This is a genomic window from Flagellimonas sp. B-3 (assembly GCF_056857835.1).
The window spans coordinates 195,633-214,361 of record NZ_JBSXNW010000024.1 but is presented as its reverse complement, the minus strand read 5'-3'; the positions used below and the strand labels follow the sequence as shown (position 1 = coordinate 214,361).

Here is an 18,729-nt window from a genome sequence, read left to right as displayed (position 1 = left end):
AGCTATTACAAAAACTACGCCCAACCATCAAACACTCACTATGACCAAAAAACTTTTTATTGTACCATTACTGGCAATACTGTTCTCTTTTTGTTCCCCAAAAAAGTCAACATTTGAAACAGATGAACTCATTGGGGTATGGTCTGGATTATTGTTTCAAACTGAATCAAAGTACGATTCCTTAATCTTGTCACCCGCAAATGGTCCAGATGAGGCCCGCTTATATTCAAAGGGCAAGGAAACCGTACACCATATCATCAAAAAAGGAGTAAACTTAAATTTCAAGGATTCTTCAGGTTTCCGTTTTGATGCTTTTCTGACCCATAATGAAAAAACTTTGCATGGCGTACTTACCCATGACCTATGGGCACAAAGCCTCAATTTTCAAAAAAAGGGGAAGCAATGGATTGCCAAGATCCGTAAACCGGAAATAATTGACACTGATTACCTTGTTTATTTGGAGTTTTACAAAGATTCCACAGGCACGATACAGGCCAATATTCAAAGCAATAAGGAAAATAGGGAGCTGCATTTTACCATTGATGAGGTTTTGATCAATGGAAACCATATCGACTACAACATTACGAACGACCGTTTCGGGATTTCGGCTGTGTACGATACGGAGAAAAAGAATATGGCCCTTACGTATGGCAATGCCGGGGGGAAAAGGGAAATACAGTTGAAAAAGCTCAACGATGATCAACTGGAAGGCTATTTGCCAAGGTCACCAAACGAAAAGTACCTGTACAACATTCCAGAAGCTCCCGACTCCACCATGCAAACGGCTTCATTGGAAGAGGTAGGCATCAACAGGTCGCTTTTGGGCCTTATGGACCCAGAGAACAACAAGACCCTGGAGCACATCCATAGTATTCTGATCACCAAGGATGGAAAACTTGTGTTTGAGGAATACTTTCATGGATATGACCGGGAGTATCTTCATGATGTACGGTCCGCTTTTAAATCCATGGCCTCCCTGGCGGTGGGCAAGGCCATGATGAGCAACAATGGGCTACACGTTGAAAATGCCATTTTGGACTACTATCCTGAATACGACATCAATGATGTTCGGAAGAAAAACATCACCGTGCACCATTCCTTGACCATGAGTACGGGCATACAGTTGGAGGATGAAGATAAGATGCAATGGGAACATGAAGATTGGGTGGGTCACAAACTCAACCTTCCCATGGCACATGAACCCGGACAGGTATACGAATACTCCTCTGGGGGCAGCAATCTATTGACGGGGGTCATTCAAAAATCGGCGGACACTTATCTTCCCCTCTTCATTTATGAGGAACTATTGTTGCCCATGGAAATAAATAAATTTCAAATGCTGACATCGCCACAGGGGAGAGGATATTTGGCTGGCTCATTTTACATGCGGCCCATTGATTTTACCAAGTTTGGATTATTGATGCTGAACAAGGGAGAATGGAACGGGGAGCAACTGATTGCAGAATCCTGGATCGGAAAATCCACGACACCCCACATAAAAGGAAGTTGGCCCAAAAATTCAGATTATGGGTATCTGTGGAGATTATTGGAGCGTGAAGTAGGAGGAAAACGGATGAAAACCATTGAAGCTTGGGGCAATGGAGGCCAATTTCTCATCATAATTCCCGAAATTGAAATGACCATCACCATAACAGGGGGCAACTATAATCTATTTCCGGACATGGAAGACCGTCCTTTTTCGATTTTGGACGAATACATATTGCCCGCTGTTCAATTGGAATAGGCTTACATCATCGATCAAGACACCATCAAATCAAAAAATATGAAAAGACATCTTCCAACCATCAACTTCGCTTTTCTGATTGTTTTGACCTGCTTTTACTTTTATGACAGACAGGTCAAAAATGTGGAAACATTCAAAGAAATCCAGGCAGAAAGACTCAGCATAATTGATGCAGAGGAAAACTTGTACATTTCAATCAGTAACCCCGAAAAGCAAGCATTGGCCTCTACCCATGGTATTCCACATAACCCAGGCTCAAAAAGGGATTTGCCGGGAATCATATTTTTTAATCGTGTTGGGGATGAAGTAGGTGGTATCTATTATGATGGAACGGATGAAGAGAATTTTGCAGGCATCACCTTTGATCAACAAAAAAATGACCAAATAATGGCCATTATGAAAGACGAATACTTGGATGAAGGAGAGTGGAAAAGGTGGTATGGAATGTTCTTTAGGGAACGGTCCGATTCAATTCGGGTGGAAAAATTGTACGAGCAATTTCTTGAACGGACAAAATCAATGACAAAAAAGGAAAAAGACGCTGAATATTTGAAATTCAAAAAACACCTGGACTCCGAAATCAATGTGTACAGAATGTTCCTGGGTCGTGAAGAAAACAAGAATACCGGTTTGTTTATTTATGATTCAAAAGGAAATGAACGGATCAAAATTTATGTAGATGAATTGGACCATACCCGTTTCGAGATTTTTGATAAAAATGGAAATAATACAACCGCCGAAAGCTATCTAAACAACTAAAAAACCAACATAATTAAACTGAGTCAAACCCATTCAATATTGATTTAAGCAACTGGACTTAGGCTATTGAAACATAAATATCAACCACTGCATCGTCCCAATTCTCACTTCTTTCATCATATACCTCAAAATCAAAACCAAATTTTCGTTCTATGTCAGCGTTCCATATTTTATTCCAAGCATCGATAATACACCCTGTCATTACACCTCTGGCCGTAACCTTTTGATATTTTTGGGAGGGGATTTTCAATGAATTTAAATTTTTGGGAGTTTCTACATTATCGTCCACTCTACATCCTATAAAATAGGAAAAAGGGGCCGCTTCATCTTTTTCGTAGTCAAAGTATACAGCGTATATTTCGTTGCCCAATCTATTTGGGATCAGGTCTATAATGTTTTCCTTTTCAAATTTTTGCCATAGGTTTCCACAATCCAGGTTTGATTGATTGTTTTTGTTGCTGGTTTTCTGTTCCAATCTTAAACCTACTAACCTAAAGCCAGCCTTACTTAATTTTTCCATAAACTTTTGTATTGTCCATATTCACCTTAACCAATAATGTTTTTGGCGTTTCATTATTCTTCCATTCAGGGGGTAATTCCAATTACAGATATGTTTGCAACTTCTTTTTAAAGAAAGAGGCACTATCAGCAACGCTTTTCATGGGACTGTGGGCATAATTGCTACCTTGTTCCAAATAGTAAAATTCGAGCCCAGATTCTCTTGGGTCTGGAAGTATTTGAGAGTAATCAATGGAACCATTGCCCAACTCAGTATAATCCCCGGTGACTTTATCCATGTCCTTTATGTGCCACAGTACATATCGTCCAGGTTGATGGCTGACCAGCTCTTTTGGAGTGTGTTTGGAGGAGCGGATCACCCAATACATGTCCATCTCAAGCTTAACAAGTGATGGGTCCGTTTCGTTCAGTATAATGTCGAAACCGTTTTCACCATTGTGGTCCATAAACTCAAAACCATGATTGTGGTATGCGAACCCTAGTCCGGCCGAAGTGACCCATTCGGCTATCACATTAAGTTTTTTGGCCAATAATTTGAAGTGGTCGATCGATCTTTGATCAGGATCCAGCCATGGCCATGTTATATACTTCATGCCTAATGTGTGGGCTCCATCTATACACTGGTCAACAAACCTTTTCAGTTTGTCTTCAGATTGGTTGAGATATGGAGAAAACCCGAAGTGTCCACTAGAGGCGGTAAGTTGAAAATCGTCCATTATTTTTCGGAATTCAGAAGATTTATATCCATAAAACGTTCCTTTTTCATGGTCAAAACCAAAGGTTTCAAAGTCTTGATAGCCCATTTTTTTGACGGCGGTCAATGTAGCAATGGTATCTTTCATCATATCATCATGGATGGTATAGAGCTGTAGTCCCATTTTATATTTGGCCGCTCCAAACATTGAAAGGGCCGACACGGGGAATACTGTTGTTGCACTGAGGGCAGCCGCCGACTTTATAAAATTTCTTCGTTCCATATTTACATTGTGTTTAGTAATATATAAGTTATTTTGAAATATTCGATTTTGTGTTTTTTTGGTGCGATTCGTCATTTTCCGTGCTTGATCAAATACGGATATTTTCATTTAAAATAAAAAGCAGTTCAATGGCTGTTGAATAAAGACCATTTGGTTTGAATACATTCAACATCAATCCAATTGCCCCGTTAACCATTTTACCCCATTGGTAAAAAGGGATTTGAACCCTTCGTTTTTTTGTGAGTATTTACCGTGGCCCAACGTTAGGCACATTACTCTGCCCTTGCCCCAATTGCGTGTCCACATTATGGGATGATATTCAGCTCTTGCAATGACCTCCAGGGAATCCGTGTTGAACTGTACCAAATAAAGTTCGTCCAAGGTTTTAAAATCTCCCAATTCCCTTACTATCGGGTGTTTGTATCCGTTATCTTCACTTTCCCATCCATACCAATAATCCGAAGTATTGACGGTAAAGGTCTTTATGTCATCATGGTTGATGAACTTGCCTCCCATCATTTTGAGGTATTTGTCCGAATTTAGGAAGGAAACCAAACCGGCATGAATGGCAAAATAGCTTTTCCCCGATTCTATAAACTTATAAAAAGCATTAAATTGTTCTTCTGTAGGTTCATGGAACAGCGAATTATTGATTATTACATCATAATGCTCCAAATTCCTTTCGTTAAGCTCGGATAGGTCCTTGGTGATTCTGACTTGGGCAAAATCACTGAGGTAGTCCACAAGGACGTCATTATAATGGCGGTGCGACCAATTGCTGTACATATGGTCTGGACCGGTTATTCCTACACCAGTAATCAGTAGGATGTTTAAATTTTTAACGTTTTGCCCCAAGCAGTTAAAGCTTATGGAGGCAAACAAAAGCAGGACCAATGCGTTTCTCATACCACAATTTGTTTAAATTGAAATAATTGGGTTGTAAAACTACCTCAGTCAGAAAACAATGGATTGTAAAAAAACGAACGCCCTTTGTGATCAATAAAATATTTGTTCATCGGTCGGTTCTCGTGAAAAAAGAGAGAGGGTGTTGTATTGGTAAAATGCTTGAAATCTTTTATAAAATGTGCTTGGTCAAAATAGCCAAACCTATGTGCCGTTTCCGTAAAGTTGATATATGGGGTTTCACTAAAATGTTTTAGAACCTTTTGAAACCTGACCACTCTTTGATAAAACTTGGGGCTAAACCCAATCTTTTCCATAAATATCCTTTGGAGGTACCTGTGGCTAATTCCACATTGTCTTACCAATTCATCCCAATTGGGGTTATTGGGGTTTCTTAGGACAAATTTGACCGCATGCTCTGAAATCTCATCTTTTAGCCCCAAATCATTTTCAAACAGCTTTGATGTGAGAAAAGCGTCCACGCCTTCAATTAAACGTTGAATTTTACCGTCGATTAAACAGTCTCCTACGAATTGCCCAAAATCTTTTGCAAACAAATAGTCTGAGGATAAGGTTAGGTCGTTCAGTTCATTAAGCGGGATGTTTGAAAACCTTGAAAAACCATGGGCATAGAAGCGGATACAAAATGTTTTGCCCATACCACCGACTTTAAGCCTATAGGGCTTGGTCATTTGACCAATAATCTCGGTCCAAGGCTCTTTGTTCAATGTGCCGTCAGTTCCAATTCTATTGACATCTAATTCAATACTGAATACGACTTTAACACATCCATTGGGGTAAAAATCGTCCACTATAGGTTCTTGGTAAGCATCGTCGAGATACCAATAGCATTGTACGTAGTTCCTTAATGCTTTGGATGGCGCGTATTCAATAAATGCCACTAGTGAAGTATTTGTTTAAAAAATGAAACAATTCAAATTTAAGTTTTTTAGCGTAAAGGGTAGGAATCTTGACAGGATCGATTTTCAATATTTATTATGAAACCCACTCTTTTTTGCCCATCCAAAATTCTAAGTTATCGGACCTGCACAAAAACCCAAAAACAGAAAAGGGATTAAAATGGGTCTTTTTTTCTGTGTTCAAGGACTTTCGCGCCTGTCCGCTGTAGGAGGAACGGTAACCAATGTCTGGTTTTGTTATTTTTTGATCGGATGTGTCCAATTTGCACCACTTATATCTGTAATTTTAAGCGTGTATTTGCCACTTTCCAAGTTTAATAAAGATTCATTGTCCAAGTTTAATTTTGCTTTAGCTCCCAGGGGTACAATCAAGCTATGTTTTCCCGGTTTAATTTTGGCAATATAATAATTATCGATATCCTCCTGATGTAACTCAACAAGGTCTTCTTGTGAATATTTAACAATGGTATTATTTTTTTCATCCATTAATTCAATGGCTATTACCCAAGAGCCGTAAACGTCAACACCCTCTGTTCTGAATACATCAAATGATAGTGTGGATTTTTCAATTTTACCACCTGTAATTTCAAGTTTTGGTTTAACAGACTTATTATGAAGAGTACCCCACAATCCACCGTGAAATACTTGATTGGTCATTAAGGTCATTCCAAGAACAAACAATGACCCGATTAGTACCACTTTAGGAAAAATACTTTCCTTAATCGGAATGTTGCCTGAGCCGAGCCAGGCAAACCATTTCTTTTTGGATATTGAAAAATTATTGATAATCAGGTAGTTGTCCAAAGAATATTTTCCACTTCCTGTTAAGAACAGAACAAATCCTGTAGCTATTCCTAAAACGCCTATTTGCCATTCATCAAGACAGGTTGTGCCAATCCATCCAGAACCTAGAAGTATGCCCATTGCCAGACCAAAAACGCCAATACTCATTAACCTCGTAAATAACCCTAAAATGATGAATAGTCCAACAATACCTTCTATTATTGTAAAGGCAACCATATTTATCCATAGTATGTCCGGATTTTCCACTAAATATTGAATTATCGGTTTTATACCAAGTGCGTTAGGTAAAAAATGATTGAATTTTTCTCCGATATAACCTGCTGCTTCCGGGTCTAATTTGTCAGCTAGTATTGTTCTTCTCCAAAAGGCAGAAAAATAAGTCCACCCTATAACCAACCTAACCGCCAAGGCTAAGAATCCGGCATCATTTTTTATATTTGGATTTTTCATTGCTTGTTATATAGTTAAAGTAGTAAACCCATTTTTAGTAAGTTGTAACCCGTCTAGGATTCCATTTTCCGTTACTTCTATGGACTTAGGTATATCATTAGGGTCTATTCCAAACTTTTTTAATGACAGCCCACATACGAAGACCTTCAAGTTTTGTTCTTTTGCCAGTTTAGTGAGCGAAACGAATTCATTGTTTTTTGAAATGTCCTGAACCGTTTTACCGCAAAAAATCACATAGAACTCGCCATAATTGTTGCCATCTTGCTTTGTCAGTTCGGTTGCTGTCAGCATTACAGGTTTGAGTTGTTGTATGTTCTTTGAAAGTACCAAATAATTACTCTTTTCATGGTTAACTGTTTGTGCTTGGGCAGTTCCTATTGCGAAAAGGAACATTAGCATTGCGATTATTGATATATTTTTCATTGGTTTTTTACTTTTTGTTTGAATTCATGCTGAAAAAAATAAGACCTCCCAGAATGGCAATGTTCTTGAACAAAGGTCCTAAAGTGGCCGTTTGACCAACTTGTATGGTTAACGTGATAGGTATCAAAACGGTAATTAAAATTATAGCCGAAATTCTTGTTTTAAAGCCTGCCAATAATGCTATGCCAGCAATTAGCATAGCAATTCCTGAAAGTATGACTGCAATTTCAGGTGTTCCCAATATATTGGCCATAAATCCGAAATGGGCACTTTCTATTCTTTTGACTGTTTGTTCCAGTTTAAAGAAATGGCTCGTGCTGGCCACTATAAAAATTAAGCTAAGCATGATGCGAAGTATGGCCACGGACAAGTAGCTTACTTCAAGTTTTTTCTCTTGAATTTTCATTGATAGATATAGGTAATTGATTATTGAATACAGTTGACGAACTGTTTGGTTTTAAATGAAATAATCAATTACGAATAGACCTGAATGTTTTGATATAAAATGTAAAGGGGTATGGAAGGAAATAGCCTTGATTTCCTGATTTGAAGAGTATTGTTGGTTTTAAATTGAATTGGAAGCTGAAAAGTGAATAACTGTCCATCAACAAAGTTGTCAAGTGCTTTTTTAACCGATCTTGAAGACGAATGGTCAATCTCGGAAACATCAAAAGCCACACAATTTGTAGTCGAAATTGTGGTTTGACTTTTATTTAAGGCCTCGGTTTGAGGTACATCCAATTCAGCCTGAACAAAATTCCTGACCTTACAGGGCGAAAGCAAAAGCAGCAATACCAGTCCAAATAGGGAAAGGATTGTTTTGTTTTTCTTTATGCCTAGCTTTTCTTTCATTTTTTGCAAATCTAGCAATAACGATTTTATTGCTGTGTTTTAATATTATAATAAAAGTTAAAGTTTAGTTTATGGAGAGAGGGTGATTTTGAAGTGCCACTTGGTAAGAAGGGTAGTATACGGATGTTCACTGTGGTTTTGAGGGGTGCACTCCGTCAGTTAAGGGCGGAGCCATCCACTACATAGGCTGTAGTCAATTTATTTCGTTCATTAATCCATCAAGATCAAGGGGTTTGGTATACATATCCAATGAGCCATCAGATTTTTGTGGCCATTGGTCTTTCGGTTTGTCCCAATATAGTTCAACACCATTGCCGTCCGGGTCATCTAAATATACGGCCTCTGAGACACCATGGTCCGAAGCCCCTGTCAACGGGTAGTCTGCCTGTTTTAGGCGATAGAGAATAGTTGCAAGGTCTTTTCTTGTTGGATACAGTATTGCTGTATGAAATAGTCCGACCGTATTTCTTGCTGCTGGAGGGGCGTTCTTGCTATACCAAACGTTTAAGCCAATGTGGTGGTGATAACCTCCTGCCGATATGAAGGCGGCGTCCGTGCCATAGGTCGTTGTAATTTCAAAACCCAATAGTCCGCAGTAGAAGTCGAGTGAGCGCTGTAGGTTGGATACCTTCAAGTGTACGTGCCCTATTTTGGTGTCCTTTGGTACCTTATAGTTTGTTGTAATGTCCATCTGTCTCTCTTTTTTTGTTTACAGCCAACTTGTTTATATCCCAATTTTTTGGACAGTCTGTGTCAATTAGGCTGGCTATGCCCAAGTTTTACATTTTAATACAAAGCATAGTTTCCGCTGTTCAAGGGCTTGTGCACCTGTCCGCAAAGGAAGAAGAGTTGCCGCTGTTGGCTGTTCGTTGTTTTTTCAGTTTTGTTGCTCAATATTTTTTATAATTCCTTTCAACATTGTCGGTACAATCAATTTGTGAAATGGTCGAACTGGAAGAAAGTAAAGTCGTCCAAACCAATTGTTAAATTTTACAGTTGTCGAAATGATTAAGTTTTTGTCCGTCTTGTTTTCATTTTGATTGTCAATAAACAAAGAAACTCTAAAATTCAAATGTTTGTCGTCTTCGCCCAAAATTATTTCGTCAGCTGTTTTGTCAAATACTTTGAAAAGTCCTAATTGTTCACCTTTTTCACACTTAAAATCGTCAAGCAATTTTTTTCTGTCAGTTTTCCTCCCTGTTGTTTTTAGTCCGAAAAGCGAAACCAATCTATTTCTAAATGCAAATAGTTTGTCAATCCATTTTGGTCCACTTGAAAAAAATGATTTTCCAACTTCTGTTGTCCCTATATTTTGAAATTTGTCGTAAAACTGTCCTTGAAAACTATCGGTATAATCATAAGTGATATTGTTAGTTTTAAGTAGCGAATTTTCAGGGATTTCAGTCTTTGTAATTGTCATTGAATTATTATTTTACGTTTCAGTTCTTTGTCTGCTTTACAATGACAGTCAACTTGTCTATATACCCAATTTTTTGGACAGTCTGTGTCAATTCGGTTGGCTATGCCCAAGTTTTACATTTTAATACAAAGCATAGTTTCCGCTGTTCAAGGGCTTCGCAACTGTTACCATCTTTGTTACCAATTGGGCTTTATTTTTATTTAAAAACAAATCTCTTAAATTTTTTCCGCTCGAGCTTGCATAGGCCGAATTCGTGGTGGTACTTCTTCTCCTTTTGTGAAAATTACTAAATGACAATCGTCTGCTTTAAGTCTTTTGCCTATTAATTCCCACCATCTATTATCTATGTCTCCCATTGACGAGCCAAAAATGCAAATCAAGTTGGCAGAATTGATTTTACTAGTAAATTATCGGTCAATGTTGTTTTTATTTTCTCAATTACCGTTGTGTAATTAAATGTAAATATGTTCAAACTCCAATGATGATTTGCCCACTTTCGTTTATTCGCAACAAGGATTTCTTTATCAGCAGGCAAGAATAGATTTTCTGCCTAAGGAACTTTTGAATGACGTTCGTCATGTTTTCAAATATAAACCTTGAATACATTTACGTCATAAATTTAACTTATTATCAATGAAGAACATAAGGGATGTGTTAACGGAAATTGAGAAGGTTCTCATTGCTGTCCAGACAAATTACCCAGAGCTATATCGTACTTTGGATGAAAATCCCATAACCATTCCGGCAAAGAATCATCCAGACGTGGGTAAGGAAGCTATGCTGGAATATTTGGAAAGTTTAAAGCAATTACTGAAGCATCATCTGGAAACCCATAAGAAAGGAATTAGTTAAATTCAAGAATATGGGAGAAATCGCTATTTCGGAAAGACAGATTACATTATTTTACTGTTCTAGATCAAATAAGGGCAAAACAAACTTTGGCCTATGCAAAGACGGAGGAATTACCAATATATGAAATAGACCTATTCAAAGTTCCACTGACGGGAACCCAAATAGCTGAGCTATCCGACCTCAATGATACCGTGCGCTATGGCACTTTGTCCCTTCCACCATTGGCTATCAATGGGAAAGTTTATGGCTATAAGTTAATGCTCGCCATAACCAACATCGTCCATCTTGCCTTTAAACACCCTATACTGGATGACCATATAAATAATCACTAACAAAACTGCCAGAACAAACCAGTTGATACCAACGGATAATCCATATTCATGGGCTGCAACATTTTGGATGGTTAGTGATGGATTGACACTATTGCTCGATGGCAGGAGGTTTGGAAAAATTGAGGCTACGGTGGATGTGAACCCTCCCAACAAAAACAACGATGAAAACAGGAATCCCGTGCCATCTTTTTTGAAAGACCTCACTTTAAACAGACCAAACAATCCTGTAAAAGTGATTATCGGAAACACCCATAACCAAGGAGTTTCAATAAAATTATGAAAAGGCTTGGGTTCAATGATATGCCAAACCAGCAATGATATGATCACTAAAATGACAAGGGCTATATTAAGGCGGAATACTACTCTCTTAAGCTTTTCATTTAACGCTGAATTTGTTTTGAAAATAATCCAATTTGCACCGTGGATGGTCAATGAGACAACACCAATGACACCTAACAGCAGTGTAAACCAATCAATAATACCCAAATGTTCGGCGTTCGGACTAAAAGTCGGGTTCCACAGTGGTAAGAAAAAATAATGGGCTTCTTGAGTTGAAACCCCATTTGCGACCATGCCCAGATTGACACCTCTAACCACATTGCCCAAGGCAACACCAAAAAACAAAGCCAATAAAAAACTCGCTGTTCCAAAGGCTTTGTCCCATACAATTTCCCAAATTTTATTGTGTATCTGCCCTCTTAATTCCAATCCGATTGCCCTGAAAATAAGTAGCCAAAGTATTATTATGAGCGGTAAATAAAAACCACTGAAAGAGGAAGCATATAAGGTAGGAAATGCAAAAAACAATACACCGCCAGCTGCAATCAACCAAACTTCATTGGCATCCCAAAAAGGACCAATGGCATTCGTAATGGCTTTTTTATCTTTTTCGTTTTTAGCAAAGAACAAGTGAATGATCCCTGCCCCAAAATCATAGCCATCTAAAATAATATATATGGCTAGCATAGTCATTAAAACAATATACCAGAATAATTCCATAGTTAATTGTGTTTTAAGGCAATAGGCCCTTTATTGATGATTTTACCTACCAATATTAAAAATAAGAGTCCCAATAATAAGTAAAGCCCGATAAACCCTAGAAGTGTAAATAAAGTATTGCCTGAAGATACAGTTGGCGATACACCGTCCTCAGTTTTTAAAAGGTTGTAAACCAACCATGGTTGACGGCCTAGTTCCGCAGTGTACCAACCTGTTGTATTGGCAATGTATGGAAGCGGTAACATTAATAACAATGACCAGAGGATCCATTTTGTTCTATAAAGTCTTTTTCTATACAGTTGAATTGAAGCTGCCAACATTAACCCTATGAATATGGTGCCAAGCCCTACCATAATGTGATAGGCATAATATAGCCCTGGGACATTGGTTGGGTATAGGTTTTTATCAAATTCATTCAAGCCTTTAATTTCGGCATCCCAACGTTGATAAGTTAAAAAACTCAATATATTTGGAACTGCAACCTTATTGTCCAGTTTTTTATTTTCCATATCAGGTTGTCCTATTAAAATAATTTCAGCACCACCTTCTTCTGTCTCAAAAATTCCTTCCATGGCAGCAAAGGTTACCGGTTGGTGCTTAACAACATTTTTAGCGGCCCAATCCCCTGTTGGGAATGCAACCAAAATGCTAGAGACCAAACCAAAGACCACCCCTGTTTTAACAAATAATTTTCCAAACTCACCATGTTTGTTATTCAATAGATAGAAAGCTCCGATAGCTGCCACCACAAAGGATGCCGTTATAAGAGAGGCCAATTGATTGTGCAAGTAGGCGGGCATCAACCAAGGGTTGGAAAACAAGGCGCTAAAATTATTCAAGACAAACTTTCCATTCTCAAGGATTTCGTAACCTACAGGATGTTGCATCCAAGAATGTGTGGCGATAATGAGATACCCGCTTGCCCATGAGCCAAGAAATACCAAAAACCCGGTGACAAAATGAAGCTTATGTCCAAGTAGCTTTTCCCCAAACAGAAAAAGCCCAAGAAATGATGATTCCAGGAAAAAGGAAAACATACCTTCCATTGCCAAAGTCTGTCCGATTATCCCTCCGGTAAGTTCCGAAAATTTGGCCCAATTTGTGCCAAATTGAAACTCCATGGGGATTCCTGTGACTACACCCATAGCAAAATTGAGAGCAAAGATTTTCATCCAAAACTTTGCAGCATCATTGTATGTATCGATTTTGGTTCTTAAAAACTTCCACTTAAAATAGACAATCATTAGGGACAAACCCATTGTCAATTGGGGGAAGAGATAGTGAAAGGTGATCGTAAATGCAAATTGCATCCGGTCATAGAAAAGCATATCTTCCATATGGGATTGGATATTTGGTTTTTAATCTATTTTTTGTGAATAAAAAAGAGACATTTAAAATGCCCCTTTTAGTTAACTCTTATATGCGGATAACATCCAAACCAATTTTTCTTGCTCCACTATATATTCACTCATAAGAGCAACAGTACCTTCGTCGTTTGCGTCAGCTGCTTCTTTTAAGATCACCCTTTCTTTTGAAAGTAAAATTTTTAGAGCCTTTAAAATATTGTCAATTGCTGTTTCACCATCCGAAACATTTTCTGCTTCTTTAATTTCTGAATGGTTCAAGTATTTTGAAAATGTATGATATGGCGATTGGCTTAAAGTGAGTATACGCTCTGCTATCTCATCTACTTTTTCCAAAGCATTGTTATACAGTTCTTCAAATTTTAAATGCAGTTCAAAGAATTTTTTTCCTTTAATGTTCCAATGAAACCCCCTTAAATTCATATAGAATTGTTGATAGTTTGATAACAGGTCGTTTAACTTTTCTGCAACTTGCTTTGAGTCATTAATATCTAGACCAATGTTGTTTAATTCGGATTTTTTCATCTTTTTGTTTTTTTAAAGTTATTTATATTTTCGCTTAAATCGAAGACATTTGCTTTGGCATGCATATTCCCTATAATGCTGCTTCCCACAGCACTTCTATAACCACCTTCACAATGGACTACAATTGGCCTATCGGTTGGGATATGATTTTTTGAATTTCGCAGTTCATTCAACGGTATGTGTATGGCGTTTTCAAAATACTTACCCTCTTTTGTTTCACTTTGGTTACGGATATCCACAATAGTATACTCATCTGGGTTGTTTTTAAAATGTGTCAGGTCAAATTCATCACTTTGTAAAAGCCCGGTTTCATCCAGCGTCAATACCAGTTTTACTTGTTTCTCGTATCCGATTTTAGCAACCCTTTCCAATATGCTTTCCATATCACCAGGTTTGTCGATAACCAAGCTAAAGGGCTCTTCTGGGTTCACTATGGCACCCAGCCATGTTTCGAATTTATCATTTTCGGAAACCGCCATAATATTGATGCTTCCCGGTAGATGGCCTTTTTTAAATTCGGTTTCGTCCCTGACATCCACAATCAAGCCGTCTGTGCCAGTATTTAATCGAAGGGGTACTTTTGCTATGGATGTTCTCAGGTTTTCTGGACCTTGTCTATTGGTGTCCACATCAAACCCAAAATAGGATGGGATAAAGGGTTGACTGTCCAAAAGGGTATTTACAAATTCTTCTTTCGACTGTGGTTTAAAGGCCCAGTTCCCCATTCTTTCATTGCCCAATGTACTACTGTTGTCGGAACTAAGGTTTTTTCCACATAAGGACCCGGCCCCATGTGCAGGGTATACCAATGCTCCATCGGGTAGATCCTTGAATTTGTTTTGGACGGTATCGTACATCATTTCGGCCAATTCTTGACGTTTTGCCGTCATATTACCGGCTTTTTCACGTAAATCTGGTCGGCCTACATCACCAATAAAAAGGGTGTCCCCCGTAAAGAGTGCTGTTTTTCCGTCTTTTTCGGCTACAACGGTAATGCTGTCCGGAGAGTGTCCTGGAGTATTTAAGGCAGAAACCTTGATATCCCCGACCATAATGCTTTGGCCTTCATCAAAAGGCTCATATTCATAGTATGCACCCAAATCTTTGCTGTGATAAATTGGTGCTCCTGTTTCTTGGTGTATTTGCAAGTGGGAACTCACAAAATCAGCGTGTGGATGGGTTTCAATAACGGCTACTATTTTTGCGCCATGTTCTTGTGCAAGCACGTAGTACTGCATAGGATCTCTTTCTGGATCTATAACGGCCATTTCACCGTTGTCCACAATGGCATAGGAATAGTGGGCCAAGGGTTTGTATTCAAACTGTTTTATTTCCATAAAATAGGGTTTTGAAAGGGCGCCTTGGAATAAGGTGCCCTCGTATTCAACATTGGTTTAAATTTCTTTTTTGGCCAAGTACCAATCCACTTTTTCAAGTGTATCGTCCGCAAGTCTTTCATTGAGTTGATCTAGAGTCTTTGGAGGGGAAACGATGACTTTGTCTCCTTTTTTCCAATCCAAAGGCATGGCAACTTTATACTTATCCGAAGTTTGTAGTGCATCCAAGGCTCTTAATATTTCATCCATGTTCCTACCAACATTTAAAGGATAGTACATGATCAATCTGATTTTTTTAGCTGGATCGATAAAGAAAACAGCACGTACTGCTGCGGTTTCACTTTCGTTGGGTTGAAGCATTCCGTACAATTTGGATACCTTCATGTCCAAATCTGCAATGATTGGGAAATCGAAGTATACACCCGTGTTTTCCCTTACATTTTGAACCCACCCCAAGTGGGCGTGGATACTGTCAATACTTAAACCAAGAAGTTCGGTATTTAAGGCGTCAAATTCATCTTTTCTTTGCGCGAACCCGCTCATCTCCGTTGTGCATACAGGAGTGAAATCTGCTGGATGGGAAAACATAACCACCCATTTATCTTTTGCAAATTCCGAGAATTTGATTTTTCCTTTAGTGGTTACGGCCTCAAAATCTGGAGCCATATCTCCAATTCTCGGTATGGTGTTATTTTGTACTTGAATTTCATTTGAAGTTTCCATAATGAACATAGATTTTAATTATTATTAAATTATTCATTGATAAATATATTCTATATTGAAATTATGTACAGTGACTTGGGTCACATTAGTATTGCCCCCTTAAGAAAAAAATCAACTAACTTATATGTTAGATAGATCCAAGTGCTACACCATTTGTTTGCACAAACAGATATTCCAAGTCCCCAGAAGCTGCCCCATCATGTGTGAAATTTGGCCATCCTTTTTGTTGTCAGGTCCATTTAAATGCTATCATGAGTCAAGTATTTATGCTTTATAGCCCATTGAAATCTGAAAGTCGATTTAATTTTCCTGTTTTATGGTAAAATTATTGGAAAATAGGTGTTTGTATCCTTTTTATAGAGGAGCAAAAAAATAAATTCTATTAAAATTAATGTTTTGTATGTTTAAAATTGGAACAAGAGATGTTTATGGATTGCACCAATATTGAGAGAAGTAATGAACAGGTCCCAAACAAATATTGATACGTATAAGCATATATAATAATTGAACAGAAAAGTTTCAAATAGTTTTTGCAAACTCTAATAGTGCAGGATCATTTTTTAATTTTTCCATATCGTCAGAGATTTTGCTGCCCAAGACCTTGGCATAGATGTGGGTCGTTTTCAAGGAAGTATGCCCAAGCATTTTACTTACTGATATGGGTACGTCATTGGAGAGTGTTACCGTTGTGGCAAAGGTATGTCTGGCCAAGTGTGTGGTCAAAGTTTTTTGATTTTACATGCTGCAGCAATTTCATTCAAATAAAAGTTGATCCGTTGATTGGTATATACCGGGAGGAAGATCCTTTTTGAAATCACTCTAGGGTACTCTTTGTATTTGTCAATTATCACATCTGGAATGGTCAATAGCGGGATACTGCTCAAAACCTTGGTTTTTTTCCTTTTGGTCTTGATCCATTTTAGCTCGTTGATATCCTTGACCAAATCATCCTGGGTCAATTTTTCAACATCGGCATAGGCCAGTCCCGTATAGCAGCAGAAAAGGAGAATGTCCTTTACGGTCTGCAATCTTTCAATATCAAATTCTTTCCCGATCAAACTTTCCATTTTGTTGTTATGGTCGTCGAAGATCTCCAGTACCATATGTTCCTTTCTGTCCCTTGCCCAAATAAATATCTTTTATGATATAGGCGGATATATCCTCCTTTTCCTTCAGGAGGGTGTCATATATCTCAATACAGCGGTTTTTTAAGTTTTCAAGGAATCTGTTGAAATCGGAGACCTCACGTATCATTTCCCTGAGTTTCCCCGCCTTGGGATCCCATTTGCGCTCCTTGACCCTCCTGCGAAGGCTGAACTCACTGCGCTTGCCGTTAACGGTGATGCGGGCATAGATGGTCACTTTTCCATCGGTGTCCGAATCCATTTTTTTCGGATAGAACAATATGTTCATTGGTGCAAACATTGGTGAGGGTTTTGAATTACTCACCGGAAGGTATAAAAACCAAATGTTAAAATTTCGGCGTAAATATTTCTTTAACAGTCGATTATAGCGATATTGGTGAGTCTTTCAAAGGGGTTCTCAGACTCACCGCGAGACTCACCTTTTTTATGATATTATTTGATGAGTTTTGGAGATATATAAAATTAAAAAGCCTGTAAATTATTCATTTACAGGCTTTTGCGGATTTTTTAACGCTATCCAAGCGGTCTGGACGGGACTCGAACCCGCGACCCCCTGCGTGACAGGCAGGTATTCTAACCAACTGAACTACCAGACCAATGATTTTATCTTTGTAAGACTCCGACAACAGTCAGATTCAAATCTTGTTCATTGCTTTTTTAAAGCGAGTGCAAATATACACTCTCATTTCGGATTCGGCAAAACATTTTTTTAAAAAAATGATCAAACAAATTTTTGCCGCTCAATCATAAAGGAATTCAGTACTTGGGAGAACTCTGATCTAACATCCACGCCCACATATTTTATTTGATATTGCGCACACTTTAGTTTGAGGCTTTTCTGGTATTGCAGCACTTTTTCTGAATATGCTTTTTTAATGGAATCGGCGTACAAATCTATTTGCTCGCCTGTTTCTACATCCACAAAACGTTTGGGGGCATTGTCAAAATCAAAGTTGAGTTCGTGGGCTTGATCTAATAAATGAAAAAGAACCACCGAATGTTTGTTGTATTTAAGGTGCCGCAGCGCTTCAAAAAGCTTTTCCTCTTCGGTCTCCGTTTGGAACATATCCGTAAATAAAAAAATCAAGCTTCTTCGGTGTATTTTCTCCGCTATTTGATGTAGAAACGTGTAGGTTTTGGTCTCTTTTGTGTTTGTTTTATGCGTGGCCACTTCGTTCAATTTGGAATACAGCATTTGAAAATGGCGTTCACTGTTCTTTTCCGAAGCGTGGAAATCGTAGGTGTCCGAATAGATGCTCAAGCCAACGGCATCCCGTTGTTTCTTCAAAACCTGCATCAATGCCGCAATGGAAAGTACCCCAAAACCAATTTTGTTGAGGTTGTCCAAGGAATACTCTTTCACTTCGGGGTAGTACATAGACGCTGAGTTGTCCAAGATCATATGGCATCTAAGGTTGGTCTCGTCCTCAAAGCGTTTGGTATATAAGCGGTCTGTTCGAGCAAAGAGTTTCCAATCAATATGTCTGGTACTTTGCCCTGGGTTATAAATTTTATGTTCCGCAAACTCAGCGGAGAACCCGTGGAACGGACTTTTATGGATTCCACTGATAAACCCTTCCACAATTTGGTGGGCCAAAAGCTCTAAATTTTGGAAAAGGGTTGCTTTGCTAAGTTCCGATCGTACGTCCATAACTAATTTGTGCAGACAAGATAAAATAAA

22 protein-coding genes and 1 tRNA gene are annotated in these 18,729 nt (G+C 38.4%); 3 read left to right on the top strand and 20 right to left on the bottom strand.

Translation table 11 applies throughout. The features are described 5' to 3' along the window. Positions 1-40 precede the first annotated feature (40 nt). Together AC13CS_RS13440 and AC13CS_RS13435 are read left to right on the top strand one after the other, a co-directional pair. Positions 41-1,744 (top strand): serine hydrolase domain-containing protein, encoded by a 1,704-nt coding sequence (locus AC13CS_RS13440; protein ID WP_293166973.1) that lies wholly within the window; start codon positions 41-43, stop codon positions 1,742-1,744. A gap of 39 nt (positions 1,745-1,783) precedes the next feature. Continuing rightward, entirely contained in the window at positions 1,784-2,503 is a 720-nt protein-coding gene (locus AC13CS_RS13435) for a hypothetical protein (protein WP_293166975.1), read from the top strand. Between the two features lie 58 nt (positions 2,504-2,561). On the opposite strand, the gene AC13CS_RS13430 is transcribed toward AC13CS_RS13435, so the two are convergent. The 10 genes from AC13CS_RS13430 to AC13CS_RS13385 form a co-directional block, all read right to left on the bottom strand. After that, positions 2,562-3,023 (bottom strand): GyrI-like domain-containing protein, encoded by a 462-nt coding sequence (locus AC13CS_RS13430; protein WP_293166977.1) that lies wholly within the window; start codon positions 3,021-3,023, stop codon positions 2,562-2,564. Positions 3,024-3,105: 82 nt separating this feature from the next. Next, positions 3,106-3,999 (bottom strand): TIM barrel protein, encoded by an 894-nt coding sequence (locus tag AC13CS_RS13425; RefSeq protein WP_293166979.1) that lies wholly within the window; start codon positions 3,997-3,999, stop codon positions 3,106-3,108. Positions 4,000-4,170: 171 nt separating this feature from the next. Further along, complete coding sequence (locus tag AC13CS_RS13420) at positions 4,171-4,905, bottom strand: ThuA domain-containing protein (RefSeq protein WP_293166981.1); 735 nt, start codon at positions 4,903-4,905, stop codon at positions 4,171-4,173. A gap of 44 nt (positions 4,906-4,949) precedes the next feature. After that, positions 4,950-5,804, bottom strand: a complete 855-nt coding sequence (locus tag AC13CS_RS13415; RefSeq protein ID WP_293166983.1) for a helix-turn-helix domain-containing protein — start codon at positions 5,802-5,804, stop codon at positions 4,950-4,952. A 255-nt stretch (positions 5,805-6,059) separates the two neighbouring features. Next, the gene (locus AC13CS_RS13410; RefSeq protein WP_293166985.1) at positions 6,060-7,076 is read right to left on the bottom strand and encodes a TQO small subunit DoxD; all 1,017 of its coding nucleotides are present in this window, start codon (positions 7,074-7,076) and stop codon (positions 6,060-6,062) included. 6 nt (positions 7,077-7,082) lie between these two features. Next, positions 7,083-7,499: a DsrE family protein gene (locus tag AC13CS_RS13405; protein WP_293166987.1), complete on the bottom strand. Its 417-nt coding sequence runs from the start codon at positions 7,497-7,499 to the stop codon at positions 7,083-7,085. Positions 7,500-7,506: 7 nt separating this feature from the next. Further along, positions 7,507-7,905 (bottom strand): DoxX family protein, encoded by a 399-nt coding sequence (locus AC13CS_RS13400; protein WP_293166989.1) that lies wholly within the window; start codon positions 7,903-7,905, stop codon positions 7,507-7,509. A 68-nt stretch (positions 7,906-7,973) separates the two neighbouring features. Continuing rightward, a complete protein-coding gene (locus AC13CS_RS13395) occupies positions 7,974-8,351 on the bottom strand; it encodes a hypothetical protein (RefSeq protein ID WP_293166991.1) in 378 nt (125 codons plus the stop codon). 193 nt (positions 8,352-8,544) lie between these two features. Next, positions 8,545-9,042, bottom strand: a complete 498-nt coding sequence (locus AC13CS_RS13390) for a VOC family protein (RefSeq protein WP_293166993.1) — start codon at positions 9,040-9,042, stop codon at positions 8,545-8,547. Between the two features lie 186 nt (positions 9,043-9,228). Next, entirely contained in the window at positions 9,229-9,771 is a 543-nt protein-coding gene (locus AC13CS_RS13385) for a DUF2867 domain-containing protein (RefSeq protein ID WP_293166995.1), read from the bottom strand. Positions 9,772-10,404: 633 nt separating this feature from the next. Here AC13CS_RS13385 and AC13CS_RS13380 point away from each other — a divergent pair. After that, positions 10,405-10,623: a hypothetical protein gene (locus AC13CS_RS13380; RefSeq protein WP_293166997.1), complete on the top strand. Its 219-nt coding sequence runs from the start codon at positions 10,405-10,407 to the stop codon at positions 10,621-10,623. A 254-nt stretch (positions 10,624-10,877) separates the two neighbouring features. Here AC13CS_RS13380 and cydB read toward each other — a convergent pair whose 3' ends face one another. From cydB to AC13CS_RS13330, 10 genes are all read right to left on the bottom strand, one after another. Further along, positions 10,878-11,954, bottom strand: coding sequence for a cytochrome d ubiquinol oxidase subunit II (gene cydB / locus AC13CS_RS13375; RefSeq protein ID WP_293166999.1), 1,077 nt, complete (start codon positions 11,952-11,954; stop codon positions 10,878-10,880). Between the two features lie 2 nt (positions 11,955-11,956). Continuing rightward, complete coding sequence (locus AC13CS_RS13370; RefSeq protein ID WP_293167001.1) at positions 11,957-13,291, bottom strand: cytochrome ubiquinol oxidase subunit I; 1,335 nt, start codon at positions 13,289-13,291, stop codon at positions 11,957-11,959. Positions 13,292-13,363: 72 nt separating this feature from the next. Beyond that, positions 13,364-13,843, bottom strand: a complete 480-nt coding sequence (locus AC13CS_RS13365) for a Dps family protein (RefSeq protein ID WP_293167003.1) — start codon at positions 13,841-13,843, stop codon at positions 13,364-13,366. After that, positions 13,840-15,180 carry a rhodanese-like domain-containing protein gene (locus tag AC13CS_RS13360; RefSeq protein WP_293167005.1) on the bottom strand — a complete coding sequence of 447 codons (1,341 nt, stop codon included), beginning with the start codon at positions 15,178-15,180 and terminating at the stop codon, positions 13,840-13,842. The genes AC13CS_RS13365 and AC13CS_RS13360 overlap by 4 nt, the downstream gene beginning before the upstream one ends. Positions 15,181-15,237: 57 nt before the next feature. Further along, positions 15,238-15,903, bottom strand: coding sequence for a peroxiredoxin (locus AC13CS_RS13355; RefSeq protein WP_293167007.1), 666 nt, complete (start codon positions 15,901-15,903; stop codon positions 15,238-15,240). A 519-nt stretch (positions 15,904-16,422) separates the two neighbouring features. After that, positions 16,423-16,626, bottom strand: a complete 204-nt coding sequence (locus AC13CS_RS13350; protein ID WP_293167009.1) for a site-specific integrase — start codon at positions 16,624-16,626, stop codon at positions 16,423-16,425. Then, positions 16,623-17,006, bottom strand: coding sequence for a site-specific integrase (locus tag AC13CS_RS13345; protein ID WP_293167011.1), 384 nt, complete (start codon positions 17,004-17,006; stop codon positions 16,623-16,625). The genes AC13CS_RS13350 and AC13CS_RS13345 overlap by 4 nt, the downstream gene beginning before the upstream one ends. Next, positions 16,978-17,328 carry an Arm DNA-binding domain-containing protein gene (locus AC13CS_RS13340; RefSeq protein ID WP_293167013.1) on the bottom strand — a complete coding sequence of 117 codons (351 nt, stop codon included), beginning with the start codon at positions 17,326-17,328 and terminating at the stop codon, positions 16,978-16,980. The genes AC13CS_RS13345 and AC13CS_RS13340 overlap by 29 nt, the downstream gene beginning before the upstream one ends. A 242-nt stretch (positions 17,329-17,570) precedes the next feature. Further along, positions 17,571-17,644, bottom strand: a tRNA-Asp gene (locus AC13CS_RS13335). A 125-nt stretch (positions 17,645-17,769) separates the two neighbouring features. Next, entirely contained in the window at positions 17,770-18,699 is a 930-nt protein-coding gene (locus AC13CS_RS13330; protein WP_293167084.1) for a DUF58 domain-containing protein, read from the bottom strand. Positions 18,700-18,729: the final 30 nt, after the last annotated feature.

Bases quoted from the DNA above. Each gene is read 5' to 3' on its own strand.
- AC13CS_RS13370 (WP_293167001.1), bottom strand. From the start codon at position 13,291: ATGGAAGATATGCTTTTCTATGACCGGATGCAATTTGCATTTACGATC.
- AC13CS_RS13380 (WP_293166997.1), top strand. From the start codon at position 10,405: ATGAAGAACATAAGGGATGTGTTAACGGAAATTGAGAAGGTTCTCATT.
- AC13CS_RS13435 (WP_293166975.1), top strand. From the start codon at position 1,784: ATGAAAAGACATCTTCCAACCATCAACTTCGCTTTTCTGATTGTTTTG.
- AC13CS_RS13355 (WP_293167007.1), bottom strand. From the start codon at position 15,903: ATGGAAACTTCAAATGAAATTCAAGTACAAAATAACACCATACCGAGA.
- AC13CS_RS13390 (WP_293166993.1), bottom strand. From the start codon at position 9,042: ATGGACATTACAACAAACTATAAGGTACCAAAGGACACCAAAATAGGG.
- cydB (WP_293166999.1), bottom strand. From the start codon at position 11,954: ATGGAATTATTCTGGTATATTGTTTTAATGACTATGCTAGCCATATAT.
- AC13CS_RS13400 (WP_293166989.1), bottom strand. From the start codon at position 7,905: ATGAAAATTCAAGAGAAAAAACTTGAAGTAAGCTACTTGTCCGTGGCC.
- AC13CS_RS13425 (WP_293166979.1), bottom strand. From the start codon at position 3,999: ATGGAACGAAGAAATTTTATAAAGTCGGCGGCTGCCCTCAGTGCAACA.
- AC13CS_RS13395 (WP_293166991.1), bottom strand. From the start codon at position 8,351: ATGAAAGAAAAGCTAGGCATAAAGAAAAACAAAACAATCCTTTCCCTA.
- AC13CS_RS13385 (WP_293166995.1), bottom strand. From the start codon at position 9,771: ATGACAATTACAAAGACTGAAATCCCTGAAAATTCGCTACTTAAAACT.
- AC13CS_RS13430 (WP_293166977.1), bottom strand. From the start codon at position 3,023: ATGGAAAAATTAAGTAAGGCTGGCTTTAGGTTAGTAGGTTTAAGATTG.
- AC13CS_RS13330 (WP_293167084.1), bottom strand. From the start codon at position 18,699: ATGGACGTACGATCGGAACTTAGCAAAGCAACCCTTTTCCAAAATTTA.
- AC13CS_RS13345 (WP_293167011.1), bottom strand. From the start codon at position 17,006: ATGGTACTGGAGATCTTCGACGACCATAACAACAAAATGGAAAGTTTG.
- AC13CS_RS13365 (WP_293167003.1), bottom strand. From the start codon at position 13,843: ATGAAAAAATCCGAATTAAACAACATTGGTCTAGATATTAATGACTCA.
- AC13CS_RS13360 (WP_293167005.1), bottom strand. From the start codon at position 15,180: ATGGAAATAAAACAGTTTGAATACAAACCCTTGGCCCACTATTCCTAT.
- AC13CS_RS13405 (WP_293166987.1), bottom strand. From the start codon at position 7,499: ATGAAAAATATATCAATAATCGCAATGCTAATGTTCCTTTTCGCAATA.
- AC13CS_RS13340 (WP_293167013.1), bottom strand. From the start codon at position 17,328: ATGTTTGCACCAATGAACATATTGTTCTATCCGAAAAAAATGGATTCG.
- AC13CS_RS13420 (WP_293166981.1), bottom strand. From the start codon at position 4,905: ATGAGAAACGCATTGGTCCTGCTTTTGTTTGCCTCCATAAGCTTTAAC.
- AC13CS_RS13440 (WP_293166973.1), top strand. From the start codon at position 41: ATGACCAAAAAACTTTTTATTGTACCATTACTGGCAATACTGTTCTCT.
- AC13CS_RS13410 (WP_293166985.1), bottom strand. From the start codon at position 7,076: ATGAAAAATCCAAATATAAAAAATGATGCCGGATTCTTAGCCTTGGCG.